Source organism: Caenimonas koreensis DSM 17982 (genome assembly GCF_009646335.1).
GTDB lineage: Bacteria > Pseudomonadota > Gammaproteobacteria > Burkholderiales > Burkholderiaceae_C > Ramlibacter > Ramlibacter koreensis.
Genome location: NZ_WJBU01000002.1, coordinates 136536 through 155453, shown reverse-complemented (window position 1 = coordinate 155453; position 18918 = coordinate 136536). Strand labels below are relative to the sequence as shown.

Below are 18918 nucleotides of genomic sequence, written 5' to 3'. Positions count from 1 at the left end.
TTCGCAAGGGCAGCTTTGGATCAAGATGTTTTCGATCGCATCGCGCCGGCGCGGCTGCCCGAGCTGCTTCGGCGCATGCCCAAGGCCGAGCTGCACATCCACATCGAAGGGTCACTCGAGCCCGAGCTGATCTTTGCGATGGCGGCGCGCAACGGCGTCGCCATTGCCTATTCCAGCGTCGAGGAACTGCGCCAGGCTTACGCCTTCAGCAACCTGCAGTCGTTCCTCGACATCTACTACGCCGGCGCCAGCGTGCTGCTCCACGAGCAGGACTTCCACGACATGGCGTGGGCCTACCTGGAGCGTGCGGCCGCCGACAACGTGGTGCACGCCGAAATATTCTTCGACCCGCAGACGCATACGGCGCGCGGTGTCGACATGGGCGTGGTCATCAACGGCCTGCATCGCGCCTGCGTGGAGGCAAAAGCCAGGCTGGGCGTCGATGCATCGCTGATCCTGTGCTTCCTGCGGCACCTGAGCGAAGACGATGCGCTCGAGACGCTGCAACAGGCGCTGCCCTACCGCGACAAGTTCATCGGCGTGGGGCTCGACTCCAGCGAGGTTGGCCACCCTCCCGAAAAGTTCGCACGCGTCTTCGAAAAGTGCCGTGGCCTCGGCCTGCACCTGGTGGCGCACGCCGGCGAAGAAGGCCCGCCAGCGTATGTGTGGACGGCGCTCGACGTACTGAAGGTCGAGCGGATCGACCACGGCGTGCAGTCCACCAAAGACCCGGCGCTGATGAAGCGGCTCGCGCAAGACCGTATTGCGCTCACCGTCTGCCCGTTGTCAAACCTCAAGTTGTGCGTATTCCCGCAGCTGGCCGACCACAACATCCGCGAGCTACTCGACGCCGGGCTCGCTGCGACGATCAACTCGGATGACCCCGCGTACTTCGGCGGCTACATGAACGAAAACTTCACGCAGACGTTTGCGGCCACGGGCCTGACCGCAGCGCATGCGTACCAGCTCGCGAAAAACAGCTTCGACGCGAGCTTCACTGACGCCGCCACGAAGCGCAGGTACACGGACATGCTCGACGCGGTTTTCACTGCGTTCGAATGAGCTTCACACCAGACTCGCAAGACCCGAAGGAGACACACGGATGAGAATCCTGCGTAACACGCTGCGCGTCGTCGTGGCGATCATCCTGCTGGCCGCGCTGGCACTTTTTATCTACGCGTGGCGCAGCCAGCCCAAGCTCGACGGAGAAATCCGCACCGAAAACATTGGCGCTGCCACACAGGTCAGGCGAGATGCCTCTGACGTGACCCACATCGAGGCGAAAACGGTGCGCGATGCCTACTTCGCGCTGGGCTATGTGCACGCACAGGAGCGGACATGGCAACTCGAATTCAACCGGCGTGTGATGCACGGGGAGCTGAGCGAGGTATTCGGCCCCGCCACGCTTGAGACCGATCGCACGCTGCGCAAGTTGGGTGTGATGCTCGCCGCGCAGTCGCAATGGGAAAAGCTGCCGCGCGAGGCGCAAGACCTGCTGCAGGCGTATGCCAACGGCATCAACACATTCCATGCGAGCAGCGCGCAGGCGCTGCCGCCAGAGTTCCACATCCTGGGCGTCAAACCGGGCCGCTGGGAACCGCAGGACAGCGTGGGCTGGGCCATGATGATGGCGCTGGACCTGGGGGGCAACTGGGGCACCGAATTCGCGCGCTTCTCGGCGCTGCAAAGGCTCGACACCGCGCAGTTGTGGCAGTTGATGCCGCCCTACCCCGGCGAAAGCCCCGTGACCTCGACCGACTTCGCGAAGATCTACCGCGACCTGGGCGTGTACCGCGCGCCCGAGGCCAAGACCGCGACCGCGCCCGAGGCCCTGCCATCCTCATCCCTCGTGGCCGCCATGCCTGATCTCGAAGCCTGGACAAAAGGCCTCGGCCATCTCGAAGGCATCGGCTCCAACAACTGGGTGGTTGCCGGCACGCACACGCAAAGCGGCAAGCCGCTGCTGGCCAATGATCCGCACCTGGGCCTGTCGGCACCAGCGATCTGGTACTTCGCGCGCATCAAGGTGCCCGCACCTGCAGGCGGCAAGCCGATGGATGTGATCGGCGCCACGTTGCCGGGCCTGCCGTCGGTGGTGCTCGGGCGCACCGCCGGCGTCGCCTGGGGGTTCACGAACACCGGGCCTGACGTGCAGGACCTGTACCTGGAGCAGATCAACCCCGCCAACCCGGCGCAATACCGCACGCCTGACGGCTGGGCCGACTTCAAGAGCCGCCGCGAGACGATTCGCATCAAGGGCCAGCCGGACGAAACCCTCGTCGTGCGCACCACGCGCCACGGCCCCGTGATGAGCGATGCGAACCCCGGCTACGAACAAGTGCTCGACACGAAGAAGTACGCACTCGCATTGCGCTGGGCCGCCGTCGACGCCGACAACACAACCGTCGTGGCGGGCGTGGCCGCCAACTATGCGCAGACGGTCGATGAGGTGGAGGCGGCCTTCGCCGCCTATCACTCACCCATGCAGAACCTCGTCGCGGCCGACACGGCCGGGCGAACGGTCTACCGCGCTATTGGCAAGGTGCCCAAGCGTGGCCCCGACAACGATTTCTGGGGGCTGGCCCCCGCGCCCGGCTGGGAAGCGAAATACGACTGGACCGGCTGGATCACGCCCGAAGGCAATCCGCGCGTCAGCCATGAAGCGATCCAGGCCAAAGGCTGGGTTGCCACCGCCAACCAGCGCGTGCAGCCACTGTCGTCGCCCGATTTCATGGGCATCGACTGGGTCACGCCCGAGCGGTTCGACCGTATCGAGAAATTGCTCGCGGCCACGCCCAAGCACACGGCGCAGTCGATGCGCGATGTACAGGCCGACACGCTGTCGACCGCAACGCAGCGCCTGCTGCCCGTGTTGCAAAAAACGGTGAGCACACACTCGCTCGCTGCCAGGGCGCAGGAGCAGCTCAAAGGCTTCGATGGCGTGATGCGCGCTGAGGCGGCCGCGCCCGCGATCTTTGCGTACTGGGCCGATGAACTCACGCGCGGCCTCATTGCGCCGAAGCTGGGGGACGCGAGGTTCAAGGCGCTCTACGGCAAGCGCACATTTCGCGCCGGCTTGCAGGTGATGCTGGAAGACGCGCAGGCGGGTGCCTTCTGGTGTGCACCGCTGGGCTGCGGCGAACAGTCGTCCCGCGCGCTGTCTCGCGCGCTTGACCGCCTGGCGGCCGAACAGGGCCAGGACCCAGCGGCATGGCGTTGGGGAACGCCCCACATTGCCATCTCGGGCCACAAGCCGTTCGGCAATGTACCGATGCTGGCGAAGTTCTTCGACGTGACCGTTGCGACCCCGGGCGACCCCTGGACAGTCAACGTGGGCCAGTACTGGGCCAACGATGCGAAGACGCCGTTTGCCGAGCGGCATGCGGCCAGCATGCGAACCGTCTACGACCTGGCCGACCCGGAGCAGTCGAAGTTCATCTACCAGACGGGGCAAAGCGGCCTGGTGTTCTCGCCGCGCTACCGCGACATGAAGGACCAGTGGGCGCAGGTGCAGTACCGCCCGCTGCAGCTGAACCCCGCGAACTGGACGCATGAGCTGACGATCACACCATAATCGGCAGGCTGCGGCAGCCGGGGTGTCTTCCGGCGGCAGCTCACTTTCGTTGAGTAGTACATGACCTCATTCAAACTTGTGGCGCTCGCCGCGCTCGTGGCTGCCAGCACCACAGTCCACGCCCAGACGCCCGCACCCACCCCGTCTCCTGCGCCAAAGCCAACGCCGGCCAAGCCCTCCAAGGCCGCTTCGCGCCCGGCGTTTACCGAGGTGACGCAAGTCGTCACGGCTGCGCACGAAGATGCCGTGAAGCGCCTGGGAGACAAAGCCAGGGCAGCCACCATCGAACTGCTGACGGCCGACAACGCCACATGGCCTGACAGCTCGCTGGGCTGCCCCGTGAAAGGCATGAATTACACCGACGCGCTCGTGCCCGGCTACCGCGTTCGCCTGCGGATCAACGGCGAGATGTGGGACTACCACGCCAGCAAGCGCGGCGGTCTTGTTCTTTGCCCGATCAGCCGCGCCAAGACGCCCTTGCCCAGCAACAGAGACTGAACAGGAAACAAAGAGCGCAGACGAAAAAAAAGCCCGGCAACCGCCGGGCTTTTTGCTGTGCTGAGGAGCCGCTTGCGCGGCCCCCAAGGCTCAGGACGGTGCCATGCCGTCGATGCGCACGATCGTCGGCGAAGGCAGGTTCGAAGCGCCGCCGTAGGTGATCGCACCCATGTACTTGGTGCCGCTGACCAGGCCCGTGGGCGTCAGCGTCACAGTACCGGTCGTGCCCACCGTCGCCGGTGAGGCCACGGCTGTCATGTTGCCTGCATCAGTGCCGCCCAGCTGCCAGCTGTACATCTTGACGTTCTGCGTGCCGGCCACCGAGAAGCCGATGACACGGACCGTATAGGTCGCAGCCGTCGGCGCCTTCAGGGTCACGACTTCAGCACTTGTCGCGCCACCGCTGCTGCCAACGAGTGTCGAGCCGCGATACACCTCCAGGTCGATGTCGGTGCCAACAGGCAAGCCATCGCCGTCGAAGAGCGCGAACCGCACGTACGTCTTGCCAGCCGGCACGACGACGCTGAAGTCCACTGAAGCGCCATTCGAGATGTCGGTGGAAACCACCGCTGCTGGCACCAGGCCGTCCACGGCAGTCGTCAGCGTACCGGTGAAGCCGTAGCTCACGTTGTACGAACCTGAGACCTCAGTGGGTGCGGCGAGTGCGACCGGCTTGACCACCATCGGGATGCGAACCGTGTGCGCGGCAATCGACATGGCCAGAGGACCAGCACTCGGCGGTGCGCCCTCAGTCCACGTCAGCTGGCCGCCGACGTAGGAGTTCAAGGTGGCACCGGCGCTCGTGAACTTCACGGTGAACGTCTTTGTCTCGCCCGCGGCGATCGACAACGAAGCAGGCTGGACATCGACAGTGATACCTGTCATGCCGCTCACGGTCGGCGTGTAAACAGCAGCGCTGTTCGTCACGTTCGTCACACGGCGCGTCACCGTGATCGAGCCCGCCATGGCACCCACAGCGATGGACGCCGTGTTCATGTCGGTTGCCGCCACCGGGGTGAATCCGTAGTACTCGCAGTAGCCAAGGCCGAGCGAGCTGTTCTTGCACAGGAAGCCGATCCAGTCGTCGAAGTTCGAATCGAACACGAGGCCCGGGTTCGTCATCTTCGAAGGATTCACATGGCCTGCGCCCTGGCGGAAGATCACCAGCGGGTTGGTGTTCGGGCCGTCAAGAACGTCCGACGCCGTGGTCATCATCGCCGACTTGATTGCCATGGGCGACCAGTTCGGGTACAGCTGCTTCATCAGCGCTGCCAGGCCTGCAATGTGCGGGCTGGACATGGACGTGCCGCTGTAGATGTCGAACGAACGACCGTTGTTGCCCGGAGGAGCAACGGACGCCAGGATGTCCTGGCCAGGGCCGATGATGTCAGGCTTGAGCATGTTGCCGTCGGCAGCAGGCGTCGGGCCACGCGACGAGAAGCTCGCCGTGAACGGGGCAGCAGCACCCAGGTCGATCGTCATGGCCGTCAGGCTGGCGGTAGCACCCGGAGTCGCCGCATAGGCCTTCAGGGCCGCGCGGTTGGTGTCTGCCACGTGAACCGTCGGCACCGAGTGGAAGTCAGCATTGAGCGTATTGGCGCTGGTATTGACCAGCACCATGCCCACGCCGCCAGCTTCTTGCACGGCCAGGCTCTTGTCGACACGGTCGTTGGTGCCGCGATCGCACAGGACGATCTTGCCGCGGACCTTGGCGGGGTCGAGGCCGGGGCCACCGGGCCAATGCGACGAGAAGCACAGCTTCGAGGCCGTGGTGCTCGAGCCGGACGGGGACGAGAACTCGCCGTCAACGAACGGCTTCGGCTTCACGGCCTTGGCAGCCGTGGAGATACCCACGATGCTCGAGGAGTTGCCCAGCGTCAGCGTGGAGATCAGCTGGCGGTTGTGTGTGCCAGCAGCCACGGTCGTGAGCCACGGGCTCGGGTGAGCCACGGTGCCGGTCGTGGGGCCGCTGTTGCCGGCGGACGCTGCGACGAAGATGCCAGCGTCGGCGGCGAACATGAAGGCGATTTCCACGGGGTCGCGGAAGTTTGTCTGCGTGCCGCTGATCGAGAAGTTGATCACGTCGACGCCGTCAGCCACGGCCTGGTCGATAGCAGCAACCGAGTCAACCGTTGCGCAACCGGGAGATGCGCCTTGCTGGCCAATCAGTCCGGTCTCGGACCAGCAGACCTTGTAGGCCGAGATACGGGCGCGCGGTGCGATGCCGCTGACGGCACCGAACGACGCTGCGTCGCCCGTCACGCGCACGTTGGCGTTGCCGCCGGCCGTGCTGGCCGTGTGGGTGCCGTGGCCGCCCCAGTCGCGCGGCGACACGAATTCTTCGGGCCAGTTGGCATTGATGCCTTCATCGCCACCGAAGCCGGCGTTGTAGAAGCGCGCGCCAATCAGCTTGCGGTTGCACAGGCTGGCGGTGAATTCTTCACCCCTCTGGCAAACGCCCTTCCAGCCGACGAGCTTGCTGTACACAACCGTGCCGTTCTTGGCCGGGTTGCCATTCTTGTCGACCTTGTCGGAGAAGCTTACGCTGCCGGGGGTGATACCCGAGTCCACCATGCCGATGACGACGTTCTCGCCCTTGGACTTGGTTGCCCAGAAGCCTTCAGGCCCAGCCAGGCCCAGGAACTGGGGCGTGGTTGCGGTGTCGAGCTGGCGGATTTCATTGGGCGTCACAGCCACCACACCCTTGGTGCTGGAGAGCTTTTCGACTTGCGCATCGGTCAGTTCCGCGGCGAAGCCGTTGAACGCATAACCGTAGCCATAAATCTTTTTGGTCGCACCGGCATCGCGCATGACTTTGTCCTGGCGCGACTGCAGGTAGGCCATGTAGTTGGTCACGTTGGCCGACTCTGGATCGATCTTCTTGCCGCGTGCTGGCTTGGTCGCGGCCAGGCCGCTCACGCCACCTTCGTAGCCCAGGACCGGCTTGTCGGCCAATTGCACCAGGTAGGTCTTGGTGGCTGCTGCGACCTGGGGCGCCGCCTGCGGCGTGGCCTCGGTTCGCTGTGCTGCGGCAGCGGGCGTAGCGCTCGCCGAAGCGGTCATGGACTCGCCGCCGCCGCACGAGGCAAGAAATGCCACTGCGGCAGCAGACGCAAGCGCCAGCCGCCAACTTCTGTTAATCGGAATCATCGAAAAGCTCCTGGTGCCGGGACGGGGTGAAGCTCGTGACATGCCCCGACCTCGGTATGTTGCGAAAAAAATTTACCGCGACTTTCCCCCCCGGGTTGATCGCGTCAGGCATTTCCACATAGTTGCAACCAGTCGTCAATGGGACAACGCCTGAGGGGGCGGCCCTGTTGCGTGAGAGCAAAAAGTGGCGCAAGGCGTATTGACACCGCCCGCAGATACAATTTGCGCAGCCGCTGTGCCCCCAGCGGCTCTTTGTTTTCTGGGGCCATGTAGAGGAACACCATGCATAAAAACCTCGTTGCCGCACTCGCGGCAGCCTGCCTGTTGCACACCGCTTTTGCCCAGACGGCAAAACTCCCCGCCTCCCCCACTGCGGAAAAATTACCGCTCAAGGAAGCTTTTGTATTTGTGAGTCCGGTCACAGACACGGGCTGGATCCATCAGCACGACGAGGGCCGCCGGGCCGTCGAAGCCGCGTTTGCCGGCCGCGTGAAAACTTCTTTCGTAGAAAACGTGGCCGAAGGCGCCGACGCCGAGCGCGTCATCCGCGACCTGGCCCAGCAGGGCAACCAGCTCATCTTCACGCCCAGCTTCGGCTACATGGAACCCACGATGAAGGTGGCCAAAGAATTCCCCGGCGTGAAGTTCGAGTCGATCACCGGCTACAAAACCGCGCCCAACGTGGCCGTGGCCAACGCCCGTTACTACGAAGGTCGTTACCTGGCCGGCGTGCTGGCCGGCCGGATGACAAAAACCAATGTGGCCGGCTACGTGGCGGGCTTCCCGATTCCGGAAGTGGTGCAGGGCGTCAATGCGTTCACGCTTGGCATGCGCTCGGTCAACCCGCGGGCACAAGTCAAAGTCATCTGGCTGAACGCCTGGTTCGACCCGCCGCGCGAGCGTGAGGCCGCGCTGACACTCTTCAACCAGGAGGCCGATGTCGTCACGCTCCATACCGCGACGGACGCGGTGATGGCCGCTGCGCAGGAGCGCGGCAAGATGGCGATTGCCTATCACTCGGACATGCGCAAGGCCGCACCCGATGCGCAGATCGGCGCCGTGACGCACCACTGGGGCGACTACTACAAGCGCCGCACGCAGGCCGTGCTCGATGGCACCTGGAAGAGTGGCGCTACCTGGGGCGGCGTGAAAGACGGCATGGTGCGTATCGAGGGCTTCGGCTCCAAAGTGCCCCAAGCCGTGCAGGCGGAAGTGCTGGCGCGCCAGAAGGATATTGCCAGCGGCAAGCTCCACCCGTTCGCCGGGCCGATCGACGACAACGAGGGCAAGGCGGTTGTCGCCAAGGGCCAGGTTCTGGGCGAGGACCAGGTACAGACCATGAACTGGCTGGCCGCGGGCGTCGTGGGAAAGATTGCAAAATAGCCCGCATGAGAGCCTGGCGTGCCGCGATCCTGAGGTTTGCCGACGACGGCAGCGCCCTGTATGAACCAGACGGGTTGCTGGTCGCGGGTCCCGACGCGCAAGGCCGGCAAGTCATTCGCGCCGTGGGTGCCTATGCCACGCTCGCGCCGGACTACGCCGGCGTCACCATTGAGCACCTGCCCGGCCGCATCATCGCGCCGGGCTTCATCGACCTGCACATTCACTTCCCGCAAGTCGATGTGATCGGCTCGCCAGCGGCGGGCTTGCTGCCCTGGCTGGATAACTACACCTTCCCCCACGAATCGCGCTTTGCCGATGAGGCGCATGGCCGCGAACTGGCAACGTTCTTCCTCGACGAGTTGCAGCGGCACGGCGTGACGACCGCGCTGGCTTTTGCAACCTCGCATCCTTCGTCGGTCAACGCGCTCATGAGCGAGTCGCAACGCCGCGGCCTGCGGATGATCGCGGGCAAGGTGCTGCAAGACCAGCACTCGCCCGACGGCGTGCGCGACACGACGGAGCAATCGCTGATCGACACCGAAGCATTGATCCGGCGCTGGCATGGTGTGGACAGGCTCGGCTATGCGATCACGCCGCGCTTCGTGCCCACGTCGAGCCAGGCGCAGTTGCGCGGTGCGGGCGAGCTGGCCAAGCAATATGGCGATGTGTGGGTCCAGTCGCACGTCGCGGAAAACCTCGACGAAGTGAAATGGGTGCGCCAGCTGTTCCCCGATGCGCGCAGCTATCTTGCGGTGTACGAGCAGTTCGGCCTGCTGCGCGACCGTGCCATCTATGCGCACTGCATTCACTTCGACGACCATGATCGCGAGCTGATGCGTGCGACGGGTGCGGCCGCTGCGGTCAGCCCGACCAGCAACCTGTTTCTGGGCAGCGGCTTCTTCGACTACGAAGGCGCACAGCGCATCGGCTTCAAGCATGGCCTGGCCAGCGACGTGGGCGGTGGAACGAGCTTCAGCCCGTTCCATACGATGCTCGCGGCTTACTACGTGGGCCGCGAAGGGCAGACCAAGCCGGGCATCACACTCTCGCCCGGCAACCTGTGGTGGCAACACACCGCGGGCGCGGCGCAGGCACTGGGGCTCGAAGGCGTTGTCGGCAACCTGCAGCCGGGTTGCGAGGCGGACTTCATCGCAATCAACCCCACAGCAACACCATTGCTCGCGCGCAAGACGCAGCAGGCAGCCAGCCTGGACGAGTTGCTGTTTTCATTGATCGTGCTGGGCGACGACCGCGCGATCGAGCGCGTGCACATTGCAGGCGCTGGCGCCACCTAGAATGCGACCATGACCATCAAGAGCGACAAATGGATTCGCCGCATGTGCGAGCAGCACGGCCTCATCGAGCCTTTCGAGCCGAAGCAGGTGCGTGAAGTAGAAGGCCGCCGCGTGATCAGCTACGGCACATCCAGCTATGGCTATGACATCCGGTGCGCGCCTGAATTCAAAGTCTTCACCAACATCCACAGCACGGTGGTGGACCCGAAGAATTTCGACGAGAAAAGCTTCGTCGACTTCAACGACGAGGTCTGCATCATTCCGCCCAACAGCTTTGCCCTCGCGCGCACGCTCGAGTACTTCCGCATCCCGCGCAACGTGCTCACGATATGCCTGGGCAAATCAACGTATGCGCGCTGCGGAATCATCGTGAACGTCACCCCGTTCGAGCCCGAGTGGGAAGGCTATGTGACGCTGGAGTTTTCCAACACCACGCCGCTGCCCGCCAAGATTTATGCAGGCGAAGGCTGCGCGCAAGTGCTGTTCTTCGAGAGCGACGAAGTCTGCGAGACGAGCTACAAGGACCGCGGCGGGAAGTACCAGGGGCAAAAGGGCGTGACGCTGCCGAAGGCGTGACTCACCTCAGCGCGTTCATGCGCTGATCGCCAGCCGCGCGGCAGCCAGGTCCCAGCCCGCCCAGCCGCAACTCTTGAACAGCACCGGCCTGCGGTTTGCAGCCGGTGCGTCCATCAACACGCGGCGCAGCGTTGCGAACGCGGACACATCCAGCCCCGCCTGCAGCAAGTCGCCCGCTTCGTGGATCGCCTCGGGCGTGTCCACCACGACGAGCCCGTGTTCTGCGCAGTGGCGGCACAGCGCCGGATCGAGCTCCACCATGCCGGGCGTGAAGGCGCCGACTGCTGCAATGAACGCATCATCGCGTGGCGTGCCTCGCAGCACAACGGCATTCGCAGGCGTACAGGTCACGATCAGCGGGCACTGCGCAAGCGCAGCGCCTGGATCAGCCACGACGCAAGACTTCAGCCCGAGCCCACGCGCGTGATCTGCCAGCGCGTTGGCGCTTGTTTCGCTGCGCGACGCGATCATCACTTCACGCACGCCCAACCCGTCAACGAATGCCTCCAGATGCGCGCGGCCCTGCGCGCCTGCGCCGACGATCAGCAGCGGCCCTTCTGTGTTCGGCGCGAGCAACTGCGCTGCGAGCAATGAGACCGCTGCTGTACGCCTTGCCGTGACCGTAGGGCCATCGAGCACCAGACGCCGCTCACCCGTGGCGATATCAAAGACCACCACGTCGCCCTGAATGGTCGGGCGACCCGTGCCGGCGTTCGAAGGCGTGAACGTAATCAGCTTCGTCATCGCGATGCGGCTGTCATGCGCGGGCATCACGAACAGGCTGCCGCCGCCGGGCAAAGGCTGCACGATGCGCTCGGGCACGTGAACGGAATCGTCGGCGAGCAGCGTGCGGATCTCCGCTGCAAGGCGTGCGTATGGCAATCGTTGTGCGGTCTCAGCGGGTGTCATTGCCTGAACGTTTCATTGCCTAATACTCCGCGCCTTCCACCAGGAAGCGCACCCGCCGCACGCCTTGCCACTCGTCCGTCTCCAGCCGGAAGGCCAGCGTGACGCGTGAAGGAAGCGGCTCGGTGCGGCCGAACCAGATGCCATCGACCGGCTGGCCCTGGTGCTTGAGTTTGAGCTGCAAGTGCTTCTCGCCGACCAGCCGCTGCGACACGACCTCTACCTCTTCGCTGAACACCGGCGGCGCGAAGCCCTGGCCCCACACCACATGCTGGAGCGTGTCGGCCATATCGGCGCGGCGGTATTCGGGCGCAAGCGGGCCGTCGGTGTGCAGCCTGCGCAGCAGCGTTGCCGCATCGAGCCACTCCTGCGCGACCTGGGAGAGCGCGTTCTCGAACGTGTCGAGATGCTCCTCTTCAATCGTGCAGCCCGCCGCCATGGCATGACCGCCGAATCGCAGCAGCACACCGGGGTGGCGCTTGGCGACGAGGTCGAGTGCGTCACGCAAATGAAAGCCGGGAATGGACCGGCCCGAGCCTTTGAGCACATGCTCCTTGCCCACCGCCTGGCTCGATGCGAACACAAATGTGGGGCGATGCAGTTTGTCCTTGATGCGGCCCGCGACGATGCCCACCACGCCCTCATGAAAGTCAGGGTCGAACACGCAGATGGCCGGCGGCGGCTCTTCGCTTTCGTCGAACATCGAATCGACGATCTCCATCGCCTGCTCGCGCATGCCACCTTCGATCTCGCGGCGCTCGCGATTGATGCCGTCGAGCTGCTTCGCAAGTTCATCAGCGCGCGCAGCATCGTCGGTGACGAGGCATTCGATGCCCAGCGTCATGTCGGCAAGGCGCCCGGCAGCGTTGATGCGCGGTCCGAGCGAGAAGCCGAAGTCGAATGTCGTCGCCACTTCTGGTTTGCGCACTGCAGCGGCGAAGAGGCTCGCCAGGCCCACCGGCAACACGCCCGCGCGAATGCGCTTCAGGCCTTGCGCCACCAGGCGGCGGTTGTTGGCATCGAGCTTCACCACATCGGCCACCGTGCCGAGCGCCACGAGCGGCAACAACTTGTCGAGCTTGGGCTCAGGCTGGCCAGCGGTGAACACGCCGCGCGCACGCATTTCGGCGCGCACGGCAAGCAGCACGTAGAACATCACGCCCACACCCGCGATCGACTTGCTCTCGAACGTGCAGCCCGGCTGGTTCGGGTTGACGATCACCGCCGCATCGGGCAATTGGGCAGCGGGCAGGTGGTGATCGGTCACGAGCACTTTCAGGCCCAGCGCGTTGGCTGTCTCTACGCCTTCGACGCTGGCAATGCCGTTGTCCACGGTGATGAGGATGTCCGCGCCCATTGCTTTCACGCGCTGCGAGATTGGCGGGGTGAGGCCGTAGCCGTCCGCCACGCGGTCCGGCACGAGGTAGTCAACGTGCCGCGCGCCCAGCAGCCGCAAGCCGCGCAGTGCAACGGCACAGGCGGTAGCGCCATCGCAGTCGTAGTCGGCCACGATCACCATCTTTTGCTGCTTGGCAATCGCGTCGGCCAGCAGCACGGCAGCATCCGCGATGCCTTTGAGGCCTGAAGGCGGCAGCAGCTTGCCCAGGCCGTCGTCGAGCTCGTCCATGCCGATCACGCCACGGGCGGCGTACAGCCGCGCCAGCAGCGGGTGGATGCCGCCTTGTTCAAGAGTCCAGGCGGCGCGAGGCGGTATATCCCGCGGGATGATTTTCATAGTGCTTCCAGGGTCGCGCTCACTTGCTTGCGACCCACAAGACGCGCCATGCGCGCGCCCAGGTTGTTCAGGTAGCCGCCGCGTTCACGCGGCCGCCAGGTTTGTGCGCCGCGCTCACCGCAAAGCGCCAAAGTCACTTCACGCCCGGCATCGAGTGCGGCGAGCAACTGCGCGCACGCAGTCGAATCGATGTCGCCCCAGGCAGCTGCCCAGGCGGGCCAGTCTTCGTTCAATGCCGAGGTGCGCAGGCGTTCGTCCACGTTCCATCTGGCAACTGCAGACGCATCGAACGAAGCGGGCAATGCGCCCGCCCCGCTCACCCAGAAAGAATTGACTGGCGCAAGACCGCTCGCCTGCCGCGCGTCGCTTACCGCGTGGGTGTAGAGCAGCATCTGCGCTTCCTGTTGCAAGCGCCGCAGCGGCGCGGCATTCGCTGCGCGCGGCATCCAGGTATCGATTGTTTTGCCTGCAACACGGTCGAGCGACGCTGTCGCCAGACCGGCAAAGATGTCGCCGCGTGCCAGCCAGCGCAGCGGAGACTGGTAAGTGATGTGCATGCCGTCTTCTTCAAAGTAGGGCCGCACGGCGTCCAGCACAGCCATGGATTCGGCCTGCGACAGGTTCATTTCGTCCGGGTTCACCATCGCGATGTGGTCGCGGGCAACACGCCAGTGGCACGGCGTGATCCACGCGAAGGCGGCGCGGCCTGTTTCGTGGCCGGCAAGCGCTTCGCCCAGCGCGGCGAGGGGCAGGCAGCCGTCTGCTGCATCAATACCCGCTACGCGCGCCAGCAAGCGCTCGTGCGGCATCGAGAGGCTTTCCGGTTCACCCGCAGCAATTTCACCCGGCTGCAGGCGGGCGAGCAGCTTTTCCAGGTTCGGCAAAGCCAGCTCGCGCAATGCCGCGCGGCAACCTTCGGCCAGCGCCGACGCAAAGGGGATCAACAAGGGGGCACTGTCCGACACGAGGCGTATTGTCGGGGATGCCACAATCTCAGCCGATGCGAATCCCCTACGAACTCGTCCTTGGCTGGCGCTACACGCGCGCGGGGCGTGCCACCCGCCGCAACGGGTTCATCTCCTTCATCTCTGGCGTCTCCATGCTGGGCATTGCGCTGGGCGTGGCGGCGCTGATCATTGTGTTGTCGGTCATGAACGGCTTCCAGAAGGAAGTGCGTGACCGCATGCTCAGCGTCGTGTCACACATCGAAGTGTTCGGCCCCGGCGGCGGCATGCTCGAAGACGCGAACCGCACGATGGCCGAGGCGCGCCGCAACCCTGAAGTGACTGGCGCTGCGCCGTTCATCTCTGCGCAGGCATTGCTCGCGCGTGGCGAAGACATGCGCGGCGCCGTCGTACGCGGCATCGACCCCGCCAAGGAAGGCGAAGTGACTGACCTGGCGCGGACCATGCAGCCCGTGCTCGACAGGCTGAAGTCCGGCGAGTTCGGTGTGGTGATGGGCGCGGAGCTGGCGCGGGCCCTCGGTGTGCGCGAAGGCGACCCCGTGACGCTGATCGCGCCCAGCGGGCAAGTCACGCCTGCTGGCGTCGTGCCGCGGCTCAAGCAGATGACGGTGGTCGGCACGTTCGATTCGGGTCATTTCGAATACGACAGCGGCCTGGTGATGCTCCACCAGGACGATGCAGCGCGCATCTTCCGGCTCGAAGGCCCGACGGGCATCCGCCTGAAGCTCAAAGACCTGAACAAGGCGCGCGACGTGGCGGGTGAACTCACGCAGACGTTGAGCGGCGCCGTCGTCGTGCGCGACTGGACGCGCCAGAACCGCACCTGGTTTGCCGCGGTGCAGCTTGAAAAGCGAATGATGTTCATCATCCTCACCCTCATCGTCGCGGTGGCCGCATTCAACCTGGTGAGTACGCTGGTGATGACAGTGCAGGACAAACGCGCCGACATCGCCATCCTGCGCACGCTGGGCGCAAGCCCCGCGAGCATCATGGGCATTTTTGTTGTGCAGGGTGCGCTGGTGGGCGTGATCGGCACGTTGGTCGGGCTGCTGCTCGGGCTTGGCATCGCAGTGAACATTGACGTGATCGTGCCGGCGCTCGAACATGCGTTGAACGCCAGCTTCCTGCCGCGCGACATTTACCTGATCAGCCGCATGCCAAGCGACCCGCAGCAGGCCGACATCGTTCCCATTGCGGTCATTTCTCTGGTGCTGGCATTCCTTGCCACGCTGTACCCCAGCTGGCGCGCGAGCCGCGTGAACCCCGCGGAGGCCCTGCGTTATGAATAGCGTCACCACGCGCGGCGATATCGTCCTCAAATGCACCGGTATCACCAAGCGCTTTTCCGAAGGCGGGCTCGATGTCGAGGTGCTCAAGGGCATCGACCTCGAGGTGCGCCGGGGTGAAACCGTGGCGATTGTTGGCGCTTCAGGTTCCGGCAAGAGCACGCTGCTGCATTTGCTCGGCGGCCTTGATGCGCCGACGAGCGGCAGTGTCGAGTTGATGGGCCAGCAGTTCAGCAAGCTCGATGCAGCGGCGCAGGGGCGCTTGCGCAACAAGCACCTGGGCTTTGTGTACCAGTTCCATCATTTGCTGCCGGAGTTCAGCGCGCTCGACAACGTTGGCATGCCGCTGCGCATCCGTCGTGATTCGCCCGAGCAATGTATCGAGGCTGCGACGAAGACGTTGGCGTCGGTCGGGCTCACCGAGCGAGTGAGGCATCGCCCGGCGGAGTTGTCGGGTGGCGAGCGTCAACGCGTCGCGATTGCGCGTGCGCTGGTGACGGACCCGGCCTGCGTGATGGCCGACGAGCCCACTGGCAATCTCGATCGAAGCACGGCTGATGTCGTGTTCGAGATGATGTTGCGGCTTGCCCGTGACAGGGGCACCGCGTTCATCCTGGTCACGCATGACAGTTTGCTGGCTGCGCGGTGTGACCGGGTGTTGCGGTTGAACAGCGGGTTGTTTGAGTAGGCTGTTTGTTGTTCGGGGCGCTCTCTTTGTTCCGGGGCGCTCTGTCTGGTCAGGGCAGCTCGCGGCAGGTGGACTCTGGCGCGGCCTCCTGCTGTGACGGTTTGCGCTTGTCGCGCAAACTTCGCTTTGAAATTTGTCTTCAAGCCGGCGCAAAAGAACTCCCTGCGAGTTTGCAAGCAAACTCTCCGGTCAAACAGCTTTTGCGAGCTAGTCATTGAGTCGCGCTAAAGCGCGATCCGGCCTGAAGACAAATTTCAAAGCCGCTCACAAAAGTCGGCCGCGCCAGAGTCCGCCTGCCACGAGCCAACAGCGGTGGTTGATCAACGAGATACCGACCGCTGCGTGTTTTGCCCGCTACTGCGCCCAACAATTGGCCGCAAACACCATCTCGCTCTAGCGCACAGCGCCTCATTCCAGGCAATGCGAAGCGAGCCGAGACTTTGTCACCACCCCCAGTTGGTGAACTCGCGGCAGGTGGACTCTGGTGGGGCCGATTTCTTTTGTGGCTTCAAGAATTGGCTCGAAGCCGGATCGCGCTTTAGCGCGACACGTCATCTAGCTCGCAAAAGCTGTTTGACCGGAGAGTTTGCTTGCAAACTCGCAGGGAGTTCTTTTGCGCCGGCTTCGAGGCAATTCTTGAAGCGACGTTTGCGCGACTAGCGCAAACCACAAAAGCATGAGGCCCCGCCAGAGTCCACCTGCCGCGAGCGCCCCGAACAAACAAGCGCCCTGAACAAGCAAGCGCCCTCAAAGAATCCGGTTAAACCAAAGCAGCGACAACCCCGCAGACAGCAGCGCCAGCACAGCAGCCGCCATCGCCAGCAAGGCCGACACCTCAGTCTCCTTCTTCTCCACCGTCAGCCGCGAACTCAAAGTTTCGTAGACCTTCTTCAAGTCACCCGCAGTCCCCGCGTAGTAGTACTCGGCAGACGTCTTTTGCGCAATGGCCTTGAGCGTTTCCTCATCGAGTCGCACCCGCATCGACCAACCCTCGAAACCGATGGTCTCGCCATCCACCGTGCCAATGCCGACGGTGTACACACGCACACCGCGCTCAGCGGCAATCTTGGCCGCTTCGAGCGGGTCGACACCTGTGGTGCGCTGGCCGTCAGTCAACATGATGATCGCGGCAGACGTGTACGAGCCGGGCGCCACGGGCGTGAACTCCTTCTTTTCCTTCTTCTCGGCGTCGAGCGAGAAACCGCGCTGCCGGTCACGCCCGCCCTGCATCGACTGAAGGTCAATCCCCGCATCGGGGAACAGCGTCGCGAGCGAGATCACGATGGCGTTGCCCGTTGCCGTGGCGCGCTGCAGCTGGAACCGGTCAATCGCAGTCACGAGATCTTCGCGATTGACGGTTGGCAATTGCGCCACCTGCGCGGACCCGGCAAACGCAACGATGCCCACCTTCACATGGCGGGGCAGTTCAGCAATGAAGGCCTTGGCCGCGTTCTGCGCAGCAACAAGCCGGTTGGGCTGCACGTCCGTGGCACGCATGCTGCCCGACACATCCATCGCCAGAATGATCGTCTGCTGGTTCGACGGCAACGTGACCACCGCTACGGGGCGCGCGGCTGCCAGCAGCATGGCTGCAATGGCAAGCAGGAAGAGCAGCGGCGGAATGTGCCGCTTGAACGACTGGCTCGCGCCCATCGCTTCCTTGACGATGGAGAGCGACGCGTAACGCAACGCTGTCTTGCGCTTGCGCTTCATCAGCCACAGGTACAGCAGCACCAGCAGTGGCAACGCTACGAGCAGCCAGAGGTTTTGGGGCCAGAGGAAATTCATCGACGCCTATCCTCTCACGCCGCTCGCCGCAAGTGGGCAGGCAGCCCGCCGCCTGCTGCCATGCGCACGCGGCGCTTGCGCATGTCGGTGAACCGCATCACGGCTTCGACCAGGTCGCCGTCGGTCGACAACTCGAGGGCGTCGACACCCGCCTTGACAAAACTCTCACGCAACTCAGCTTCGCGCTGCGCAGCGATGCGAGCGAACCGTTTTCGAAAACCCGCGTCGTGCGTATCGACGAGCAGTTGCTCGCCCGTTTCACTGTCGCGGATGGTGAGCAAGCCCAGGTCCGGCAGATCAAGCTCCAGCGGATCGACCACACGCACGGCCACTACCTCGTGCCGCTGCGCGAGCAGGCCCAGCGGATGCTCCCACCCTGGCTCGCTGATGAAGTCGGAGACAACGAAAACCGTCGAGCGGCGCTTGATCAGGCTCGCGGCCGACTTCAACAAATCCTGCAGGCGCGTGACGCCTGCGTCTGCCTGCGACGCAGGCTGTTGTGCATCTGGCTGCTGCATGCTGTGCAGCAGATGCAGCACGTGGCGCCTGCCGCCGCGCGCCGGAATCACGCTGTCGACGCCCGATCCGTACAGCATGGCGCCCACGCGATTGCCGTGACGCGTGAGCAGGCGCGCGAGCACCGCCGTGAACTCTGCCGAGACATGCCGCTTGCGCAGTTCGCCCGAGCCGAAATCGACCGACGGACTCAGGTCCAGAAGGAACCACGCTGCCATCTCGCGGTCTTCGGTGTACACGCGAACATGCGGCACTTGCAGCCGCGCCGTCACGTTCCAGTCGATATGGCGCACGTCGTCGTGGTGCTGGTATTCGCGCAAGTCAGCCAGGTCGAGCCCCGCGCCGCGCATCAACGTGCGGTAGTCCCCCTGCAACAAGCCATCGAGCCGCCGGATCACCGTCCATTCCAGCCGCCGCAAGATGTGCTCCGCGTTCTCGTGCCCACTCACGGCCTGCGCGGCGCCCTCCCCTCGCGGGGCCACCGCGGAACCGGCTTCGCCGGGCCGCAGGTGGCGCCCCCCTGGGGGGGAGGCGCCGGAGGCGCTTCGGGGGGGGGCT

Annotated in this window: 14 protein-coding genes; 8 read left to right on the top strand and 6 right to left on the bottom strand. The window is 64.5% G+C overall.

Annotated elements, in window-relative coordinates; translation table 11 throughout:
- The first annotated feature begins 15 nt into the window (after nucleotides 1–15).
- The 3 genes from GHT07_RS02580 to GHT07_RS02570 are packed head-to-tail and all read left to right on the top strand — an operon-like array spanning nucleotide 16 to nucleotide 4072.
- Entirely contained in the window at nucleotides 16–1062 is a 1047-nt protein-coding gene (locus GHT07_RS02580) for an adenosine deaminase (protein ID WP_267237564.1), read from the top strand.
- A 40-nt stretch (nucleotides 1063–1102) separates the two neighbouring features.
- Nucleotides 1103–3574: a penicillin acylase family protein gene (locus GHT07_RS02575; protein ID WP_153583500.1), complete on the top strand. Its 2472-nt coding sequence runs from the start codon at nucleotides 1103–1105 to the stop codon at nucleotides 3572–3574.
- A 60-nt stretch (nucleotides 3575–3634) separates the two neighbouring features.
- A complete protein-coding gene (locus GHT07_RS02570) occupies nucleotides 3635–4072 on the top strand; it encodes a hypothetical protein (RefSeq protein WP_153583499.1) in 438 nt (145 codons plus the stop codon).
- A gap of 90 nt (nucleotides 4073–4162) precedes the next feature.
- Here the strand turns inward: GHT07_RS02570 and GHT07_RS02565 are convergent, their stop codons facing one another.
- Nucleotides 4163–7222 carry a S8 family peptidase gene (locus tag GHT07_RS02565; RefSeq protein WP_194792797.1) on the bottom strand — a complete coding sequence of 1020 codons (3060 nt, stop codon included), beginning with the start codon at nucleotides 7220–7222 and terminating at the stop codon, nucleotides 4163–4165.
- Between the two features lie 282 nt (nucleotides 7223–7504).
- Between GHT07_RS02565 and GHT07_RS02560 the strand changes: the two genes are divergently transcribed.
- The 3 genes from GHT07_RS02560 to dcd are packed head-to-tail and all read left to right on the top strand — an operon-like array spanning nucleotide 7505 to nucleotide 10476.
- Nucleotides 7505–8605, top strand: a complete 1101-nt coding sequence (locus tag GHT07_RS02560; protein ID WP_153583497.1) for a BMP family ABC transporter substrate-binding protein — start codon at nucleotides 7505–7507, stop codon at nucleotides 8603–8605.
- Nucleotides 8606–8610: 5 nt separating this feature from the next.
- On the top strand, nucleotides 8611–9900 hold the full coding sequence (gene guaD / locus GHT07_RS02555; RefSeq protein WP_153583496.1) for a guanine deaminase: 1290 nt from the start codon (nucleotides 8611–8613) through the stop codon (nucleotides 9898–9900).
- 9 nt (nucleotides 9901–9909) lie between these two features.
- Nucleotides 9910–10476 (top strand): dCTP deaminase, encoded by a 567-nt coding sequence (gene dcd / locus GHT07_RS02550; RefSeq protein ID WP_153583495.1) that lies wholly within the window; start codon nucleotides 9910–9912, stop codon nucleotides 10474–10476.
- A 15-nt stretch (nucleotides 10477–10491) separates the two neighbouring features.
- Here the strand turns inward: dcd and GHT07_RS02545 are convergent, their stop codons facing one another.
- The 3 genes from GHT07_RS02545 to GHT07_RS02535 are packed head-to-tail and all read right to left on the bottom strand — an operon-like array spanning nucleotide 10492 to nucleotide 14064.
- On the bottom strand, nucleotides 10492–11385 hold the full coding sequence (locus tag GHT07_RS02545) for a delta(1)-pyrroline-2-carboxylate reductase family protein (protein ID WP_153583494.1): 894 nt from the start codon (nucleotides 11383–11385) through the stop codon (nucleotides 10492–10494).
- Between the two features lie 19 nt (nucleotides 11386–11404).
- Nucleotides 11405–13117 (bottom strand): single-stranded-DNA-specific exonuclease RecJ, encoded by a 1713-nt coding sequence (gene recJ, locus GHT07_RS02540; protein WP_153583493.1) that lies wholly within the window; start codon nucleotides 13115–13117, stop codon nucleotides 11405–11407.
- On the bottom strand, nucleotides 13114–14064 hold the full coding sequence (locus GHT07_RS02535; protein ID WP_153583492.1) for a phosphoglycerate mutase: 951 nt from the start codon (nucleotides 14062–14064) through the stop codon (nucleotides 13114–13116). The genes recJ and GHT07_RS02535 overlap by 4 nt, the downstream gene beginning before the upstream one ends.
- Nucleotides 14065–14117: 53 nt before the next feature.
- Here GHT07_RS02535 and GHT07_RS02530 point away from each other — a divergent pair, with 53 nt between their 5' ends.
- Both GHT07_RS02530 and lolD read left to right on the top strand, forming a co-directional pair.
- A complete protein-coding gene (locus GHT07_RS02530; RefSeq protein WP_153583491.1) occupies nucleotides 14118–15371 on the top strand; it encodes a lipoprotein-releasing ABC transporter permease subunit in 1254 nt (417 codons plus the stop codon).
- Nucleotides 15364–16056, top strand: a complete 693-nt coding sequence (gene lolD, locus GHT07_RS02525; protein ID WP_153583490.1) for a lipoprotein-releasing ABC transporter ATP-binding protein LolD — start codon at nucleotides 15364–15366, stop codon at nucleotides 16054–16056. The genes GHT07_RS02530 and lolD overlap by 8 nt, the downstream gene beginning before the upstream one ends.
- A gap of 747 nt (nucleotides 16057–16803) precedes the next feature.
- Here lolD and GHT07_RS02520 read toward each other — a convergent pair.
- Together GHT07_RS02520 and GHT07_RS02515 are read right to left on the bottom strand one after the other, a co-directional pair.
- On the bottom strand, nucleotides 16804–17844 hold the full coding sequence (locus tag GHT07_RS02520; RefSeq protein ID WP_153583489.1) for a VWA domain-containing protein: 1041 nt from the start codon (nucleotides 17842–17844) through the stop codon (nucleotides 16804–16806).
- A gap of 14 nt (nucleotides 17845–17858) precedes the next feature.
- Nucleotides 17859–18809: a DUF58 domain-containing protein gene (locus GHT07_RS02515; protein ID WP_323740754.1), complete on the bottom strand. Its 951-nt coding sequence runs from the start codon at nucleotides 18807–18809 to the stop codon at nucleotides 17859–17861.
- Between the last annotated feature and the right edge of the window lie 109 nt (nucleotides 18810–18918).

Coding starts and splice junctions, on each gene's coding strand:
- GHT07_RS02575 (WP_153583500.1), top strand. CDS start 1,103: ATGAGAATCCTGCGTAACACGCTGCGCGTCGTCGTGGCGATCATCCTG.
- GHT07_RS02570 (WP_153583499.1), top strand. CDS start 3,635: ATGACCTCATTCAAACTTGTGGCGCTCGCCGCGCTCGTGGCTGCCAGC.
- GHT07_RS02565 (WP_194792797.1), bottom strand. CDS start 7,222: ATGATTCCGATTAACAGAAGTTGGCGGCTGGCGCTTGCGTCTGCTGCC.
- GHT07_RS02560 (WP_153583497.1), top strand. CDS start 7,505: ATGCATAAAAACCTCGTTGCCGCACTCGCGGCAGCCTGCCTGTTGCAC.
- guaD (WP_153583496.1), top strand. CDS start 8,611: ATGAGAGCCTGGCGTGCCGCGATCCTGAGGTTTGCCGACGACGGCAGC.
- dcd (WP_153583495.1), top strand. CDS start 9,910: ATGACCATCAAGAGCGACAAATGGATTCGCCGCATGTGCGAGCAGCAC.
- GHT07_RS02545 (WP_153583494.1), bottom strand. CDS start 11,385: ATGACACCCGCTGAGACCGCACAACGATTGCCATACGCACGCCTTGCA.
- recJ (WP_153583493.1), bottom strand. CDS start 13,117: ATGAAAATCATCCCGCGGGATATACCGCCTCGCGCCGCCTGGACTCTT.
- GHT07_RS02530 (WP_153583491.1), top strand. CDS start 14,118: ATGCGAATCCCCTACGAACTCGTCCTTGGCTGGCGCTACACGCGCGCG.
- lolD (WP_153583490.1), top strand. CDS start 15,364: ATGAATAGCGTCACCACGCGCGGCGATATCGTCCTCAAATGCACCGGT.
- GHT07_RS02520 (WP_153583489.1), bottom strand. CDS start 17,844: ATGAATTTCCTCTGGCCCCAAAACCTCTGGCTGCTCGTAGCGTTGCCA.